This window comes from Ideonella sp. sgz306126 (assembly GCF_056032705.1).
On the sequence record NZ_JBVYWP010000002.1, the window covers coordinates 252,921 to 267,861 of the forward strand.

17 protein-coding genes are annotated in these 14,941 nt (G+C 69.4%); 16 read left to right on the forward strand and 1 reads right to left on the reverse strand.

All coding sequences use genetic code 11. From position 1 onward, the window contains the following. Window positions 1-3: 3 nt before the first annotated feature. The 13 genes from AC0N04_RS05555 to AC0N04_RS05615 all read left to right on the forward strand — a co-directional run bounded on the left by AC0N04_RS05555 (window position 4) and on the right by AC0N04_RS05615 (window position 11,958). Window positions 4-990: a sulfurtransferase gene (locus tag AC0N04_RS05555; protein ID WP_474279509.1), complete on the forward strand. Its 987-nt coding sequence runs from the start codon at window positions 4-6 to the stop codon at window positions 988-990. Between the two features lie 328 nt (window positions 991-1,318). Next, window positions 1,319-2,644, forward strand: a complete 1,326-nt coding sequence (locus AC0N04_RS05560) for an OmpP1/FadL family transporter (RefSeq protein ID WP_474279512.1) — start codon at window positions 1,319-1,321, stop codon at window positions 2,642-2,644. A 214-nt stretch (window positions 2,645-2,858) separates the two neighbouring features. Continuing rightward, entirely contained in the window at window positions 2,859-3,365 is a 507-nt protein-coding gene (locus tag AC0N04_RS05565; RefSeq protein ID WP_474279514.1) for a DsrE family protein, read from the forward strand. A gap of 139 nt (window positions 3,366-3,504) precedes the next feature. Then, window positions 3,505-3,681, forward strand: coding sequence for a cytochrome oxidase putative small subunit CydP (gene cydP / locus AC0N04_RS05570; protein WP_474279516.1), 177 nt, complete (start codon window positions 3,505-3,507; stop codon window positions 3,679-3,681). Next, complete coding sequence (locus tag AC0N04_RS05575) at window positions 3,678-5,234, forward strand: cytochrome ubiquinol oxidase subunit I (RefSeq protein WP_474279518.1); 1,557 nt, start codon at window positions 3,678-3,680, stop codon at window positions 5,232-5,234. The genes cydP and AC0N04_RS05575 overlap by 4 nt, the downstream gene beginning before the upstream one ends. A gap of 9 nt (window positions 5,235-5,243) precedes the next feature. Beyond that, a complete protein-coding gene (cydB, locus tag AC0N04_RS05580; protein ID WP_474279520.1) occupies window positions 5,244-6,386 on the forward strand; it encodes a cytochrome d ubiquinol oxidase subunit II in 1,143 nt (380 codons plus the stop codon). A gap of 19 nt (window positions 6,387-6,405) precedes the next feature. Further along, a complete protein-coding gene (gene cydX, locus AC0N04_RS05585; RefSeq protein WP_474279522.1) occupies window positions 6,406-6,522 on the forward strand; it encodes a cytochrome bd-I oxidase subunit CydX in 117 nt (38 codons plus the stop codon). Between the two features lie 15 nt (window positions 6,523-6,537). After that, window positions 6,538-7,674, forward strand: a complete 1,137-nt coding sequence (locus AC0N04_RS05590) for an NAD(P)/FAD-dependent oxidoreductase (protein WP_474279524.1) — start codon at window positions 6,538-6,540, stop codon at window positions 7,672-7,674. 17 nt (window positions 7,675-7,691) lie between these two features. Next, window positions 7,692-8,147: a group II truncated hemoglobin gene (locus AC0N04_RS05595; RefSeq protein ID WP_474279526.1), complete on the forward strand. Its 456-nt coding sequence runs from the start codon at window positions 7,692-7,694 to the stop codon at window positions 8,145-8,147. 78 nt (window positions 8,148-8,225) lie between these two features. Next, window positions 8,226-9,581: a DUF3422 family protein gene (locus AC0N04_RS05600; RefSeq protein ID WP_474279528.1), complete on the forward strand. Its 1,356-nt coding sequence runs from the start codon at window positions 8,226-8,228 to the stop codon at window positions 9,579-9,581. A 30-nt stretch (window positions 9,582-9,611) separates the two neighbouring features. Next, window positions 9,612-10,316 (forward strand): class I SAM-dependent methyltransferase, encoded by a 705-nt coding sequence (locus tag AC0N04_RS05605; RefSeq protein WP_474279530.1) that lies wholly within the window; start codon window positions 9,612-9,614, stop codon window positions 10,314-10,316. 92 nt (window positions 10,317-10,408) lie between these two features. Next, window positions 10,409-11,116, forward strand: a complete 708-nt coding sequence (locus AC0N04_RS05610; RefSeq protein WP_474279533.1) for a class I SAM-dependent methyltransferase — start codon at window positions 10,409-10,411, stop codon at window positions 11,114-11,116. Window positions 11,117-11,136: 20 nt separating this feature from the next. Next, entirely contained in the window at window positions 11,137-11,958 is an 822-nt protein-coding gene (locus AC0N04_RS05615; protein ID WP_474279535.1) for a sulfite exporter TauE/SafE family protein, read from the forward strand. A gap of 21 nt (window positions 11,959-11,979) precedes the next feature. On the opposite strand, the gene AC0N04_RS05620 is transcribed toward AC0N04_RS05615, so the two are convergent. Then, window positions 11,980-12,393: a DsrE family protein gene (locus AC0N04_RS05620; RefSeq protein WP_474279537.1), complete on the reverse strand. Its 414-nt coding sequence runs from the start codon at window positions 12,391-12,393 to the stop codon at window positions 11,980-11,982. 161 nt (window positions 12,394-12,554) lie between these two features. Here AC0N04_RS05620 and AC0N04_RS05625 point away from each other — a divergent pair, with 161 nt between their 5' ends. From AC0N04_RS05625 to AC0N04_RS05635, 3 genes are read left to right on the forward strand one after another with little or no spacing between them, the layout of a single operon-like run. Beyond that, window positions 12,555-13,445 carry an MBL fold metallo-hydrolase gene (locus AC0N04_RS05625; protein WP_474279539.1) on the forward strand — a complete coding sequence of 297 codons (891 nt, stop codon included), beginning with the start codon at window positions 12,555-12,557 and terminating at the stop codon, window positions 13,443-13,445. A gap of 30 nt (window positions 13,446-13,475) precedes the next feature. After that, a complete protein-coding gene (locus AC0N04_RS05630; protein WP_474279541.1) occupies window positions 13,476-14,480 on the forward strand; it encodes an SLAC1 anion channel family protein in 1,005 nt (334 codons plus the stop codon). 43 nt (window positions 14,481-14,523) lie between these two features. Next, the gene (locus AC0N04_RS05635; RefSeq protein WP_474279542.1) at window positions 14,524-14,904 is read left to right on the forward strand and encodes a rhodanese-like domain-containing protein; all 381 of its coding nucleotides are present in this window, start codon (window positions 14,524-14,526) and stop codon (window positions 14,902-14,904) included. The last annotated feature ends 37 nt before the right edge of the window (window positions 14,905-14,941 follow it).

Here is a 14,941-nt window from a genome sequence, read left to right on the forward strand (position 1 = left end):
GCAATGACGAATCTGATGCGCGGCTTTGCCGCCACCGCACTGGCGATGAGCCTGAACCTGGCCGGTGCCGCCACCCTGCCCGGCCCGCTGGTCGACGCCCAATGGCTCGCCGAACACCTGAACGAGGTGCAGGTGATTGCGGTGCAGGACGACGCCAAGGCCTTCGCCGGCGCGCCCGAGTTCGACACCAATGCCAAGACCGGCAAGAAGACCCTGTCCGAGGTCGGCGGCCACATCGCCGGTTCGCGCCTGCTGAACATGGAAGCCGTCCGTACCGAGCGGGTGATCAACGGCCAGAAGGTCAAGTACATGATCCCCGAACAGGCCGCCTTCGAAAAGGCCGTGCAGGCCATCGGCGTCGACGCCGGCAAGCCCATCGTCCTGGTGCCCGTGGGCCAGCAGGTGCCCGATGTCGACGAAGCCCTGCGCGTCTTCTGGGAATTCAAGGTCTACGGCGAAGACAAGGTCGCCGTGCTGAACGGCGGCATGGCCAGCTGGCTGATCGAGGGCCATCCCTACGTCGGCGGCGCGCCCGAGGCCCGCACCGGCACCTGGAAGTCCGAGGGCGACCGCACGGCCCGCTACATGGCCACCTCCGAGGATGTCGCCAAGGCCATGGCCGACAAGAGCGCCACCCTGGTCGATTCGCGCGAGGACAAGCAGTACTACGGCCTGGTCAAGCGCGACTACGTGTACGCCCCGGGCCACCTGGAAGGTGCCAAGCTGTACCCGATGGACCTGATGTACAAGAGCGTCGGCGGCGCGCTGAAGTTCATGAGTCCGGCCGCGTACCGCGGTCTGATGGCCGGCCAGGGCATCGACCCGAACGGCGCGGCGATCTCCTACTGCAACAGCGGCCACCTGGCCTCGGGCACCTGGTTCGTGCTGTCTGAAGTGGTGGGCAACCAACAGGCCAAGCTCTACGACGGCTCGCTGCACGAGTGGACGCTCGAGAAGCGTCCGGTCGTCGGCGCGGTGGCGGCGGACTGAACGCCTGCCCCGTTGCACTGTGTTCAAAGCCGCCTACGGGCGGCTTTTTCATGGCCGCCCCGAAAACAATCGCTCCATTCGCAATCAGTGATATTGCGAAGAGGTGAAACCCGCAACAAGGGCAAATACCTAACTGGGTATCGCCCATAACGCATATCGTCACGCCATCACTTGTGCTGGATCAGACCCTTTTCCAAGAGGGCCGGAGACGGCACCCGTCCGCATCGATGGAGGCGCCATCGCGAGCAGGCGATGCGGACGAACCGAGTTTTTGCGTTTCCTTCAACCCACCTCGAACGGCGCTTCAGACGCCTCCAGGAGACATTGCATGAAATTCCTGACCCCCTTGACCTTGGCGGCCATGGCCGCGCTGGGCTTTCCTCTGGCGGCTTCGGCCACCAACGGCATGCTGCTGGAGGGCTACGGCCCGGTGGCCACCGGCATGGGCGGCGCATCGACCGCCGTTGACAACGGCATGGCCGCGGCCACCAACAACCCCGCCACGCTGGGGCTGATGGGCGACGGCTCGCGGGTCGACGCCGCCATCGGCCTGCTGGGCCCGCACGTCTCCAGCTCGGCCGGGTCGATGACCGCCAATTCGAGCGGCACCAGCTACGTGATGCCGGCCTTCGGCTATGGCCATCACCAGGGCGCGCTGAGCTACGGCGTGGCCTTGTTTGCCCAAGGGGGCATGGGCACCGAGTACAGCGCCAACAGCTTCCTGGCCGCCGGCTCGGGCGCGCCGGTGCGCTCCGAACTGGGGGTGGGCCGCGTGATCGCGCCGGTGTCCTGGCAGGCCACCCCCGACCTGACACTGGGGGCCTCGATCGACTACGTCTGGGCGACGCTGGACATGCGCTTTGCGGCCAGCGGCGCCCAGTTGGGCGGCCTGGTGACCGGGGCCAGCGGCAACCTGGGTGCCGCGCTGCCGGCACTCGGCGGCGCCCCCTGGGCGCGGATCGATTTTTCCGACAGCAGCAAGTTCTGGGGGGCCGCGACGGCCCAGGGCTTCGCCGCCAAGATCGGCGTGCTGTACCAGGCCAGCCCGAGCCTGCGCGTGGGCGCCAGCTACCACTCCCGCACCTCGCTGAAGGACATGCGGACCTCGGCCAGCGGCGCCACCTTGAGCGCCACCGGTGGCTTCCTCGACACCGGCCGCATCACGGTGCAGAACTTCCAGATGCCGTCGGAAGGCACGGTGGGCGTCGCCTGGCAGGCGAACCCCGGCCTGCTGGTGGCCGCCGACCTGAAGTACATCGGCTGGTCCGGCGTGATGGAAAGCTTCCGCATGCAGTACGACAGCAATGCCAGCGGCGGCGGCATGGGTGGCAGCGTCAGCTTCGCGCTGCCGCAACACTGGAAGGACCAGACCGTGCTGGAGATCGGCGCGACGCAGCGGTTGAACCCGCAGTGGGTGGTTCGCGGCGGCGTGAACCTGGCCAACAACCCGGTGCCCGACACCTATGTCAACCCGCTGTTCCCGGCCATCGTGACCAACCACCTCACCTTGGGCGCCGGCTATACCTTGTCCGATGCCAGCGAGATCAACGCCTCGATGTCCTACGCGCCCAGCGTGACGGCCAACACGCCGCAGGGCATCACGATCAGCCATCACCAGGTGAACATGCAGTTGATGTACAGCCACCGCTTCTGATCGGCGGCCGCGGCAGCCCCTCGCGTTCCGCGCGCCCCCGGCAGGGGCCCTGGACGCGGGAGCTGGCCCGGCGTGTCCTGAGAGGCACAGCGCACAGCGCGCTGCATCCTGCGCCGGGTTCGGGCCATCCTCGTCGATGCCCCGGACCCGGCGCCGTTTCGGCGCTTGCCCGATGATGAGGCCCTGGCCCCACCGAAGAAAGAAGGACGGTCCCATGACGACTCTGCCCCCCCAGCCTCCCCGACGCCGCTGGCTCGCCGGACTGGGCGCGCTGCTGGGGAGCGCTGGCACGCTGTCCGGCGCTCGCGCTGCCGCCGCGGGCAGCGCGCCGAAAGCCGACCGCATGCCCGGCGACCCGCCGGAGCACCGCATCGTCTACCAGCTCGACCAGGCCGACGCCGAGTACATCGAGCACATCCTGGGCTCGATTGGGGCGCTGATCACCAAGTACGAGGACAACGTGGCGATCGCCGTGGTGGTGTTCGGCCGCGGCATCCACCTGCTGGCCAAGAAGCCCGTGCGCCCCATCCCCGAGGAACTCCGCCAGCGCGCGGCCGCCCAGTCGCGCGACTATGGCGTGCACTACATCGCCTGCGGCAACACGATGAAATCGATGAACTGGGGCGCCAAGGACATGCTCGATTTCGCGACCATCGAGGACGTCGGCGCCGCCTCGCTGATGGAGCGGCAGGAGAAGGGCTGGGCCTACGTGGCTTGGTGACGACCGAATTTGACGCGCCGTGACCACATGATCACCACACCGTGGCCGCGTCGGCGGGGCCGCCACGCGGCAAGTCCTTGATCAAGAACAGGATTGCGCAGGAGCAGCCGCGGGCACGGAACTTGAGTCATCATGGCGCATGAGCCTTGTTGACCGCCGACTGCTGCGCCACCTCGCCCTCGCGGTGGCGCTCAAGCTCGTGGCGCTCGCGGCGCTGTGGTGGTGCTTCGGACGCCCCACCGCGACCTGCGGCGACGCGGACCCGGCGCGGGTCCAGGCCGTCGCGGGGCCCTCCACCACCGGAGCCTGCCCTTGATCTCGGAACATCTCGTCGAATTGTCGCGGCTGCAGTTCGCGGCCACCGCGCTCTACCACTTCCTGTTCGTGCCGTTGACGCTGGGCATGGTCTGGCTGCTGGTGATCATGGAAACCGTCTACGTGATGACGGGCAAGGTCGTCTGGAAGGACATGACCCGTTTCTGGGGCAAGCTGTTCGGGATCAACTTCGCGCTCGGCGTGACCACCGGCATCACGCTGGAGTTCCAGTTCGGCACCAACTGGGCCTACTACTCGCACTACGTCGGCGACATCTTCGGCGCGCCGCTGGCCATCGAAGGCTTGATGGCCTTCTTTCTGGAATCCACCTTCATCGGCCTGTTCTTCTTTGGCTGGAAGCGCCTGTCCAAGACCCGGCATCTGCTGGTGACGACGCTGATGGCGGTCGGCACCAACCTCTCGGCGCTGTGGATCCTGATCGCCAACGGCTGGATGCAGAACCCGGTGGGCGCCACCTTCGACTGGCACACCATGCGCATGGAGCTGACCGACTTCTGGGCCGTGGTCTTCAACCCCGACGCGCAGGCCAAGTTCGTCCACACCGTCTCGGCCGGCTACGTCACCGGCGCGATGTTCGTGCTCTCGATCTCCAGCTATTACCTGCTGCAGGGCCGCAACGTCGAGTTCGCCAAGCGCAGTTTCCGGGTCGCGGCGGCCTTCGGCCTGGCCAGCGTGTGCTCGGTGATCGTGCTGGGCGATGAATCGGGCTACACCGTCGGCGAGGCGCAGCAGACCAAGATGGCGGCGATCGAGGCCATGTGGGAGACCGAACCGGCACCGGCCAGCTTCAATCTGATCGCCTGGCCGAACGAAGCGGCCCAGAAGAACGATTGGTCGATCAGGATTCCGTGGGTGATGGGCCTGATCGGCACGCGCTCGATCAGCAAGCAGATCCCCGGCATCCACGAGATCAAGGCCCGCAACCGCGAGCGCATCCGGAACGGCATCCTGGCCGTGGCCGCGCTGGACAGCCTGCGCGCCCATCGTGACGACCCGCAGGCCGAGCAGACGCTGCGCAGCCATCAGGCCGACCTGGGTTTCGGCCTGCTGCTCAAGCGCTACGTCGCCGACGTGCGGCAGGCCACGCCGGCGATGATCGACAAGGCGGTCGACGACACCGTGCCGCGCGTCACGCCGATGTTCTGGGCCTTCCGGGTGATGGTGGTGTTCGGCTTCGCGATGCTGGCGCTGTTCGGCCTGGCCTTCTGGAGCACGCTGACCTCGGCCTGCGGTGACAAGCGCTGGCTGCTCAAGGCCGCGCTGTGGATGCTGCCGGTGCCGTGGCTGTCGTGCGAACTGGGCTGGTTCGTGGCCGAGTACGGCCGCCAGCCCTGGACCATCTACGGCGTGCTGCCCACGTTCCAGAGCGTGTCCACGCTGTCGCCGGCCAGCCTGTACGGCTCGCTGGCCGGCTTCATCGGCTTCTACACGGTGCTGCTGGTCATCGAGGTCTACCTGATGGTCAGCTTCGCCCGGCTCGGACCGGGCAGCCTGGGCACCGGCCGCTATGACCGCGAGCCCGCCCACGCCTGAGGAACCCGCATGCTGGACTACCCCACCCTGAAAGTCATCTGGTGGCTGCTGATCGGCGTGCTGCTGGTGGGCTTCGCCATCATGGATGGACACGACATGGGCGTGGGCACCTTGCTGCCCTTCGTCGGCCGCAACGACCTCGAACGCCGTGTCGTCATCAACACGGTCGGCCCGCACTGGGACGGCAACCAAGTCTGGTTCATCACCGGCGGCGGCGCCATCTTCGCCGCCTGGCCGCTGGTCTACGCCACCGCCTTCAGCGGCTTTTACTGGGCCATGCTGGCGGTGCTGTGGGCGCTGTTCTTCAGGCCGGTCGGCTTCGACTACCGCAGCAAGGTCCACGACCCCCGCTGGCGCTCGACCTGGGACTGGGGGCTGTTCATCGGCGGGGCCGTGCCGCCGCTGATCTTCGGCGTGGCCTTCGGCAACCTGCTGCAGGGCGTGCCCTTCCAGTTCGACGCCTACCTCGCGTCGACCTACACCGGCACCTTCTGGCAGCTGCTCAACCCCTTCGCGCTGCTGGCCGGCGTCGTCTCGAGCGCGATGATCACGATGCACGGCGGCGTCTACCTAGCGCACCGCACGGAAGGCGTGATCCAGCGGCGCGCCATCGGCGGCGCGCTGATCGCCGGCGCGGTGCTGGTGGTCGCCTTCATCGGTGCCGGTCTCTGGCTGCGCAGCGGTGCGATCCCGGGCTACACCATCACCTCGGTGATCGATCCTGGCGCCGCCCCCGATCCGCTGGCCAAGACCGTGGTGCGCGACGCGGACGCTTGGTGGCGCAACTACCGGATCCAACCCTGGCTGCTGCTGCTGCCGCTGACCGGCATCGGCGCAACGCTGATGGCGATGGGCCTGGCCATGCTGCGCCGCACCGGCCTGGCGTTCGTCGCCTCGTCGCTGGCGCTGGCCGGCGTGATCGGCACCGCCGGCGCCTCGATGTACCCGTTCATCATGCCGTCGTCCAGCCATCCCGAGGCCAGCCTGACGGTGTGGGACAGCGTCTCCAGTCCGCTGACCCTGGGTCTGATGTTCTGGGCCACGCTGATCTTCATGCCGCTGATCATCCTCTACACCGGCTGGGCCTACCGCGTGATGCGCGGCAAGGTCACCGAGGCGCAGATCCGCGCCGACGAACACAGTGCGTACTGAGCGCGGAAGGGACAGGGTCATGTGGTATTTCTCCTGGGTGCTGGGCGTCGGATTTGCCGTCTTGCTGGCCGTGATGAACGCCATGTGGGGCGAAAACCTGGAAGGCCGGCAGGGCGCCGATGACGAGGACGCTTAGCCCCACAATCGCAGCATGACCAGCCCTCACCGCATCACCGTGCTGGGCGCCGGCTTCGGTGCCTTGTCCGCCGTGCGCGCCTTGCGCCAGCGCTCGCCCGACGCCGAGATCACGCTGGTCTCGCCGCGCGCCGAACTGCACTACCTGCCCGGCATCATCTGGATTCCCAGCGGCCTGCGCCGGCGCGAGGACCTGATCGTGCCGCTGGGCAACTTCCTGCGGCGCCAGCGCGTCACCCATGTCGCCGCCGAAGCCACCGGCCTGGCCGAAGGCGGCCGGGTCGTCCAGACCAGCGCGGGCGAGCTGCGCAATGACGGTCTGGTGATCGCCACCGGAGGACGCTTCCTGAAGAAGCTGCCGGGCATCGAGCACGCGATCACGCCCTGCGAAGGCATTGCCGCCGCCGAGCGGATCCGCGACCGCCTGCGCGAGATGGGCGGCGGCACGATCGCGGTCGGCTTTGCCGGCAACCCGAACGAACCCACCGCCGTGCGCGGCGGGCCGATGTTCGAGTTCCTGTTCGGCATCGATGAACTGTTGCGGCGCGAAGGCCGGCGCGGGCGCTTCGATCTGGTGTTCTTCAACCCCAGCACCGAACCCGGCAACCGCCTCGGCGCCCGGGCCGTGCGCCATCTGCTGGACGAAATGGCCCGGCGCGGCATCCGTACCCACCTGGGCCACAAGCTGCAGCGCTTCGAGTCCGACAAGGTGGTCACCGACGGCGGCGAGTTCGCTGCCGATCTGATCCTGTTCATGCCAGGCATGACCGGCAATGCGTGGTTCGACGCGACCGCGCTGCCGCGCTCGCCCGGCGGCCTGGTGCAGGCCGACGCGCACTGCCGGGTGGCCGGCTTCGAGCGCGTCTACGTGGTCGGCGACTCGGGCAGTTTCCCGGGCCCGGACTGGATGCCCAAGCAGGCCCACATGGCCGACCTGCAGGCCGCCGCGGCCGCCGCCAACCTGCTCGGCGACCTGCGCGGCGAGGCGGTCGGGGCCCGCTTCAAGATCGAACTGGTCTGCATCGTCGACAGCCTCAGCCGCGGCGCGCTGATCTGGCGCACGCCGGCCCGCCAGGGCCTGCTGCCGCCGCTGCGCCTGATGCACTGGGCCAAGCGCTGGTTCGAGTGGCGCTATCTGCAAACCTATCGCTGACTTCCTTTGACACCGACATGACCGACCCGATGGACAACGAACCGGTGGATCCCGGCAGCGTCTACGCCCGCCTCGGCGGCGCCGCGGCGGTCCGCGCCCTGGTGGACCGCTTCTACGCGCTGATGGACGAACTGCCTGAGGCCTGGACGGTGCGCCGCCTCCACCCGGACAGCCTGGCCGGCAGCGCCGACAGCCTGTTCATGTTCCTGTCGGGCTGGTTCGGCGGCCCGCCCTTGTACATCCGGGAACGCGGCCACCCGCGCCTGCGCATGCGCCACGCCCCCTACCGCGTCGGTCCGGTCGAGCGCGAGGAGTGGCTGCTGTGCATGCGCCAGGCGCTGCAGGAGCAGGTCGCCGACGAGGCCTTGCGCGCCGCCCTGCAAAAGGCCTTCGACGACATGGCCACGCACCTGCTCAACACCGAGGGGCCCGCCCCTTGCCGGGCTGCCGCCGCGACCTCCCCCGGCCCGTGAGTTCGCCGCGGGCGCCCGCGGCCGTTGGAACGATACTCTCGGCCTGCCCGCGACACCTTGACCCTGCCTGATGCCGCCATGACCGATCCGACCGCCTCCCTGCCGACCGAACCCGCCACCGCCAGGCGCTGCGCGCTGCCGCCGGACGATGTCCAGCGCGAGGCGCTGCACAACGAGGTGCATGCCCGTCCGTCGGCGCGCATCCGGCTGCCGGCGCTGGTGGTGTTCATCGCGGTGCTCAACGACGGCGTCAGCCGCGAGCAGGAGTGCGAGCATCTGCGCCGCCTGCCCGGCCAGGCGCACCTGACGCCGACCGATCTGCGCGACAACTTCCTGCGCCTGCGCCTGGACGGCCACACGCTGAAATGGGAGCGCCACTCGGAGTTCACCCGCTACGCGCTGGTGCAGCCCTTGCCGGACCGCGCGCTGCTCGGCGCGCGCGAACCCGAGTTGATGAGCGCGCTGGCGATCGACCCCGAGTGGCTGGCCGCGATTCCGGGCCGCACCGTCGCCGCGGTCAAGCTGGCGATGGTGACCCATACCCTGGACGATCCGCAGGCCGCGCTGGCGCTGGGCCAGCAATGGTTCGGCGGACGGACCGTGGTCGCCTCGATGATGGGCAACGGCCATTCGATCGCAGTGACCAATTTCCGCCTGCTGCCCAGCGGCTTCGAGCGCATGCTGGTGATTGCGCCGCCGGGCACCAGCGAGACCCGCGCCGGCCGCATCTCGCAGCGCCTGCTCGAACTGGAGACCTACCGCCTGATGGCCTTGCGCGGCCTGCCGGTGGCCAAGACGCTGGCGCCGATGCTGGCCGAGGCCGAGGGCGCGCTGGCCGATGTGACCGCCCAGCTCGAAGGCCGGCAGACCTCGGAAGAGGCCCTGCTCGACACCCTGGTCCACGTTGCGGCGGGGGTCGAACGCGCCACCGCCGAGCACATGTACCGCTTCTCGGCCACCCGCGCGTACGACACGCTGGTGCGCCAGCGCATCACCGAGTTGCGCGAGAAGGCCATTCCGGGCACGCAGACCCTGGGCGAGTTCATGCAGCGGCGACTCTCGCCCGCGATCGCCACGGTCGCCGCCACATCGCAGCGCCTGGCTTCGCTGTCGCAGCGCATCGAACGCGCCAGTTCGCTGCTGCGCACCCGGGTGGACATCGCCACCGAGACCCAGAACCAGCAGTTGCTGGCCAAGCTGACCCGCGGCCAGGAATTGCAGCTGAGCCTGCAGACCACCGTCGAGGGCCTGTCGATCGCCGCCATCTCGTACTACGTCATCAGCCTGCTGCTGTACGGCGGCAAGGCGCTGAAGGCCCTGGGGCTGCCGATCAATCCCGAGATGGCGGCCGGCGCGCTGATCCCCCTGGTGATGTGGGTCGTCTGGAAGGCCACCCAGCGCATCCACGCCAAGGTGCACGGCCAGGCGCACTGAGCAGCCCGCCCTCTTTCGTCGACATCCCGCATGCCCCCTGTCCTCGAGATTCCCCCCAGCCCGAACGAACTCGACCTGCTGTCCGAACTGGTGCCCCTGGCCGGCCAGCGCCTGGTCGAGCTGGGCTGCGGCCCGGCCCTGCTGGCGCGCGCGCTGCTGCTGCGCTTCGCCGACAGCGAGGTCACCGCGGTCGAGGTCGACGAGCCGCAACTCGCCGAGAACCGCGCCTGGCCGCAGGAACGACTGCACTTCCTCGCCGGCGTCGCCGAGGCGATCCCGCTACCGGACGCGCAGTTCGACGGCGCGCTGATGCTCAAGTCGCTGCACCATGTGCCGGTGGCGCGAATGGCCACCGCGCTGGCCGAGGTGGCGCGGGTGCTGCGCCCGGCGGGTTGGCTGTATGTGTCGGAGCCGGTGTACGCCGGCGCGCTCAACGACCTGATGCGGCTGTACGACGACGAAGGGGCCGTCCGCGCCGCCGCCCAGGCCGCGCTGGACGCCGCGCAGCGCAGTGGCGCCTGGGAGCCGGTCGCCGAGCGGCGCTTCGAGGTCCCGGTGCACTTCCGCGACTTCGACGATTTCGAGCAGCGCATGGTGCGCTCGGTGCTCGCGGCGCACCAGGTCACCCCGTCGCTGCTGGCGGCGGTCCGCGCGCGCTACCTGCCCCACCAGCGTGCCGGCGGCGCCGACTTCACCCGTCCGATGCACGTCCGCCTGCTGCGCAAGCGCGGCTGATTCCGCCATCCAAGCGATGGCCGGCACCGGGTGGCCGCCCGGCCGAAGGCCCCTCGCCACCGACCGGACACCCCTCCCGGTATCATGTCGCCATGACGCCCACTGCCCCCGCCGTCCCTTTGGTCACCGACGAACTCGATGTGCTGGCCGATCTGGTGCCGCTGGGCGGCCAGCGGCTGGTCGAGCTGGGTTGCGGCCCGGCCCAGCTGGCGCGTGCGCTGCTCAAGCGCCATCCTGACACCGAGATCACCGCCGTCGAGGTCGACCAGCGCCAGTTGGCGAAGAACCTGACGCAGCCTCAGGCGGGCCTGCACTTCGAACACGGCGTGGCTCAGCGGATCGCGCATCCCGACGGCCGGTTCGACGGCGCGCTGATGCTCAAATCGCTGCACCACGTTCCGGTTGCCGACATGGCGGCTGCGCTGGCCGAGGTGGCGCGGGTGCTCAAGCCCTCGGGCTGGCTGTACGTGTCGGAGCCGGTCTACGCCGGCCCGCTCAACGAACTGGTGCGGCTCTACAACGACGAAGGCCCGGTGCGGGCGGCCGCCCAGGCCGCGTTGGATGAGGCCTTGCGCGGCGGCGCATGGGAGCAGGTGGCCGAGCGCCGCTTCGAGACGCCGGCGCACTTCCGCGATTTCGACGAGTTCGAGCAGCGCATGATGCGGCCGACCTTCGCCGACCATCATCTGACCGAGACCCTGATCGAGGCCGTTCGCGTCCGCTATGCGCCGCACCAGGGTCCGCAGGGCGCCGATTTCACCCGGCCGATGCACGTGCGCCTGCTGCGCCGGCTCGGCTGACCTGCCGGACGGAGCTGAACATGGCGGCATTGATGCACGGCGGGATCCTGGCCTGGGCACTGGGGGCCATCGTCGGCCTGATCCTGGCGCTGACCGGCGCTGGCGGCGGGGTTCTGGCGGTGCCGCTGCTGATCTTCGGCCTGCACCTGCCGATCCAGGAGGCGTCACCGGTAGGCTTGCTCGCGGTCGGCGTCGCATCGCTTCTGGGGGCGCTGATGGGCCTGCGCGATGGCGTCGTGCGTTACCGGGCGGCCAGCGTGATCGGGCTGACCGGCATGGTGGTGGCGCCGCTCGGAGTCTGGCTGGCGCACCAGCTGCCGGCGCAGCCGCTGATGCTGGCCTTTGCGGTGGTGCTGGCCTGGACGGCCTGGCGCATGAGCGGGCTGGGCAAGGCGCCACTGTCGCACGCCGAGACACCGCCCCCCTGCCAGGTGAACCCGCAGCAGGGGCGGTTGCGCTGGACGCCACCGTGCGCGCTCGCGCTCGGCGGCACCGGCGCGGTCTCCGGCCTGCTCAGCGGCCTGCTCGGCGTGGGCGGCGGGTTCGTCATCGTGCCCTCGCTGACGCGCTTCAGCAATCTGGACGCGCTCAGCATTGCCACCACCTCGCTGGGCGTGATCGCGATCGTCGCGGTCGGCGGCATCACCGCCGCCAGCCATTACGGCAGCCTGAACCTCGCGGTGGCGCTGCCCTTCGGCGCGGGTGCGACGCTGGCCTTGCTCGGCGGCCGCAGCCTGGCGCGCAAGCTCTCGCCGAAGATGCTGCAGCAGGCTTTTGCCGTGGTCAGCGCCCTGGTGGCCCTGCTGATGGTGGCCCGCGGCCTGGGCTGGCTGAAGACCTGAGGCCCGCCGGCCGCGCCGGGATCAGGGCTTGATGTAGGAATAGCCCTGGTGCTGCAGCTGCGAGACGCGCACCACGCCTGACGGGGTGAAGTCGGCCTCCATGATGAACTGGTCCTTCTTCAGGTTGCGGTTCTTCAACGTGACCTCGCAGACCTCGAAGCGCACGCCGCGGTTCTTCAGCGCCGACACCAGGCTTTCGTAGGGCTCGCCGGACTTGTCCTTGGCGTCCTGCATCAGAAAGTCGACCCCCGCGCCATGGGCGACGACAATGATCTGGGCGTCAGGCTCCATGTCGAGGTGATTGCGGATGTTGCGCAGGCCGGCCAGCGCCTGGGTCTGGGCGTCGCTGATGTGGTAGACCACCTTGTCCTGCGCCATCGCGCAGAAGGCGAACAGGGACAACAACGCCGTCATCAATACGTGCTTCAATTTCATGGGTATCTCCCGGGCAAAAGGGCCCGCCCGCGTAGGCTAGGGATCGGCTTAGCATTCGTCAATACGCATATACACCGCCGCCGAGAACATGCCCCTGCCGTCGCGTTGCATACCCCATAGGGTATAAACTCCGCTCTCCTTCGGCTTCCCGGGGCTGTCCCATGAACACCGCCGTCACCACCCGCATGCAGATCGAGTCCTTCCTGGACGAGGCCAGTTCCACCTACAGCCACCTCGTGCTCGACACGGTCACGGGGCAGTGCGCGCTGATCGACAGCGTGCTGGATTTCGATCCGAAGTCGGGCCGCACCGGCACCGCCCAGGCGGACCGCCTGATCGCCCGCGTGCGCGAGCTCGGCGCGACGGTGCAGTGGCTGCTGGAGACCCACGTGCATGCCGATCACCTGTCGGCGGCCCAACCCCTCAAGCAGGCCCTCGGCGGCACCTTGGCCATCGGCGCGCAGATCACCGAAGTTCAGTCGACCTTCGGCCGCCTGTTCAACGCCGGCCCCGACTTCGCGCATGACGGCCGGCCATTCGATCGGCTGTTCCACGACAACGACCGCTTCGCGATCGGTGGCCTGCAGGCCCGCGCGCTGCACACGCCGGGCCACACGCCGGCGTGCATGACCTACGTGATCGAAGCCGAAGGCCACACCGTGGCCTTCGTCGGCGATACCTTGTTCATGCCGGACTACGGCAGCGCGCGCTGCGACTTCCCCGGCGGCGACGCCGCCGCCTTGTACCGTTCGATCCGCAGGGTGCTGGCGCTGCCCGAGCAGACCGTGCTGTACCTGTGCCACGACTATCCACCGGCCGGCCGGACGCACCAGCCGAGTTGCACGGTGGCAGATCAGCGCGCCCGCAACGTCCATGTCCACGACGGCGTCAGCGAGGCCGAGTTCGTCACGCTGCGCCGCGCGCGCGACGCCACGCTGTCGATGCCGGCGCTGCTGCTGCCCTCGGTACAGGTCAACATGCGCGGCGGTCAGTTCCCCCCGCCCGAGGACAACGGCGTGTCGTACCTGAAGATCCCGCTCAACGCGCTCTGAACCGCTGCCCCCCGGTACCCACCGCCTGCCATGACCCACCGAACCGACGCACTCAAGTTCCTGCTGCCGAACTGGTTCTCGATCCCGATGGGTCTGGCCGGCTTGGCGCTGGCATGGCAGCGCGCCGTGCCGCTGATGGGCGAGGTGGCCGGCGCGTTGGCGGTCGCCCTCGCCGGCATCGCGGCGCTGGTCTTTGCCGCGCTGGCGGTGGCGGCGCTGATCCGATGGCGGCGCTTTCCGACCGCCTGGGCCGAGGACTTCCGGCATCCGGTGCGCCACACCTTCGTCGCCGCGGTACCGGCGGCCGTGATCCTGCTGGCCACCGCGGCGGTGGCGCTGTTCGGGCCTGGGCCGCTGGCCGGGGGGCTTTGGTGGATCGGTTCGGTGGGCCAGCTCGGCGTCACCGGCTGGGTGATGTCGCGCTGGTGGCGCGGCAACCAGGCCGGCGGCCTGCAGTGGGCGGCGGTCACCCCGGCGCTGTTCGTGTCGGTGGTGGGCAACGTGCTGGTGCCGCTGGCCGGCGTGCCGCTGGGCCACGCCGAATGGGCCGCCGCGCAGTTCGGCATCGGCCTGCTGTTCTGGCCGGTGGTGCTGATCCTGCTGCTGGTGCGGATCGCGATGCAGGGCCTGTTCCAGGAGCGCCTGCTGCCGTCGGTGTTCATCGTCGTGGCGCCGCCGTCCGTGATCGGCCTGGCGGTGCTGCCCTTGGGCGCCCCGCTGCTGCTGGCCTGGGCCTGCTGGGGGATGGCGGCCTTCAGTGCGGTCTGGGCGGCGTCGCTGGCCGGCCGGATGCGGTCGCTGCCGTTCTCGACCACGCACTGGGCCATCAGCTTTCCGCTCGCGGCCTTCACCTCGCTGACGCTGCGGCTGGCCACCCCGGGGGGCCTGCTGGCGGTCCTGGGGCCGGCGCTGCTGGCGCTGACCTCGGTCATCATCCTGGCGCTGGCCCTGGCCACGGTGCGCGGCCTGCGCGAAGGCAGCCTGCTGGCGCCCGAACCGGTCGCACCCATCCTCACCGCCACGCCTGCGGCCTGAGCCGCGCTCCGAGATCCCACTTTTCGTCCCCAAGGAAGCACCCATGAAGACAGCCCATGACCTGGTGGCCGCCGCCAAGAGCCGGATCCAGGAAATCACCATCGACCAGGCCGAAGCCGCGATCCGCGACGCCGACATGCTGCTCGACGTGCGCGAGACCGAGGAGTTCGCCGCCGGCCACCTGCCGGGCGCGATCCATGTCTCGCGCGGGCTGCTGGAATTCAAGCTCAGCACGCTGCCCGAGCTGGACGCGCGCGACCTCAAGGTGGTGCTGTACTGCAAGACCAGCGGCCGCGCGGCGCTCGCTGCCGTCGCGATGCAGGAGATGGGCTACCTGAACGTGCGCTCCATCGTCGGCGGGTACGACGCCTGGGTCGCCGCCGGCAAGCCCGTCGCCAGGCCACAGCAGCCGTCCTTCGACTGACCCGGCCGGGTCGGCGGCGCGTCGGCTCGGGCGGCGG

Coding starts and splice junctions, on each gene's coding strand:
- AC0N04_RS05555 (WP_474279509.1), top strand. CDS start 4: ATGACGAATCTGATGCGCGGCTTTGCCGCCACCGCACTGGCGATGAGC.
- AC0N04_RS05560 (WP_474279512.1), top strand. CDS start 1,319: ATGAAATTCCTGACCCCCTTGACCTTGGCGGCCATGGCCGCGCTGGGC.
- AC0N04_RS05565 (WP_474279514.1), top strand. CDS start 2,859: ATGACGACTCTGCCCCCCCAGCCTCCCCGACGCCGCTGGCTCGCCGGA.
- cydP (WP_474279516.1), top strand. CDS start 3,505: ATGAGCCTTGTTGACCGCCGACTGCTGCGCCACCTCGCCCTCGCGGTG.
- cydB (WP_474279520.1), top strand. CDS start 5,244: ATGCTGGACTACCCCACCCTGAAAGTCATCTGGTGGCTGCTGATCGGC.
- cydX (WP_474279522.1), top strand. CDS start 6,406: ATGTGGTATTTCTCCTGGGTGCTGGGCGTCGGATTTGCCGTCTTGCTG.
- AC0N04_RS05590 (WP_474279524.1), top strand. CDS start 6,538: ATGACCAGCCCTCACCGCATCACCGTGCTGGGCGCCGGCTTCGGTGCC.
- AC0N04_RS05595 (WP_474279526.1), top strand. CDS start 7,692: ATGACCGACCCGATGGACAACGAACCGGTGGATCCCGGCAGCGTCTAC.
- AC0N04_RS05600 (WP_474279528.1), top strand. CDS start 8,226: ATGACCGATCCGACCGCCTCCCTGCCGACCGAACCCGCCACCGCCAGG.
- AC0N04_RS05605 (WP_474279530.1), top strand. CDS start 9,612: ATGCCCCCTGTCCTCGAGATTCCCCCCAGCCCGAACGAACTCGACCTG.
- AC0N04_RS05610 (WP_474279533.1), top strand. CDS start 10,409: ATGACGCCCACTGCCCCCGCCGTCCCTTTGGTCACCGACGAACTCGAT.
- AC0N04_RS05615 (WP_474279535.1), top strand. CDS start 11,137: ATGGCGGCATTGATGCACGGCGGGATCCTGGCCTGGGCACTGGGGGCC.
- AC0N04_RS05620 (WP_474279537.1), bottom strand. CDS start 12,393: ATGAAATTGAAGCACGTATTGATGACGGCGTTGTTGTCCCTGTTCGCC.
- AC0N04_RS05625 (WP_474279539.1), top strand. CDS start 12,555: ATGAACACCGCCGTCACCACCCGCATGCAGATCGAGTCCTTCCTGGAC.
- AC0N04_RS05630 (WP_474279541.1), top strand. CDS start 13,476: ATGACCCACCGAACCGACGCACTCAAGTTCCTGCTGCCGAACTGGTTC.
- AC0N04_RS05635 (WP_474279542.1), top strand. CDS start 14,524: ATGAAGACAGCCCATGACCTGGTGGCCGCCGCCAAGAGCCGGATCCAG.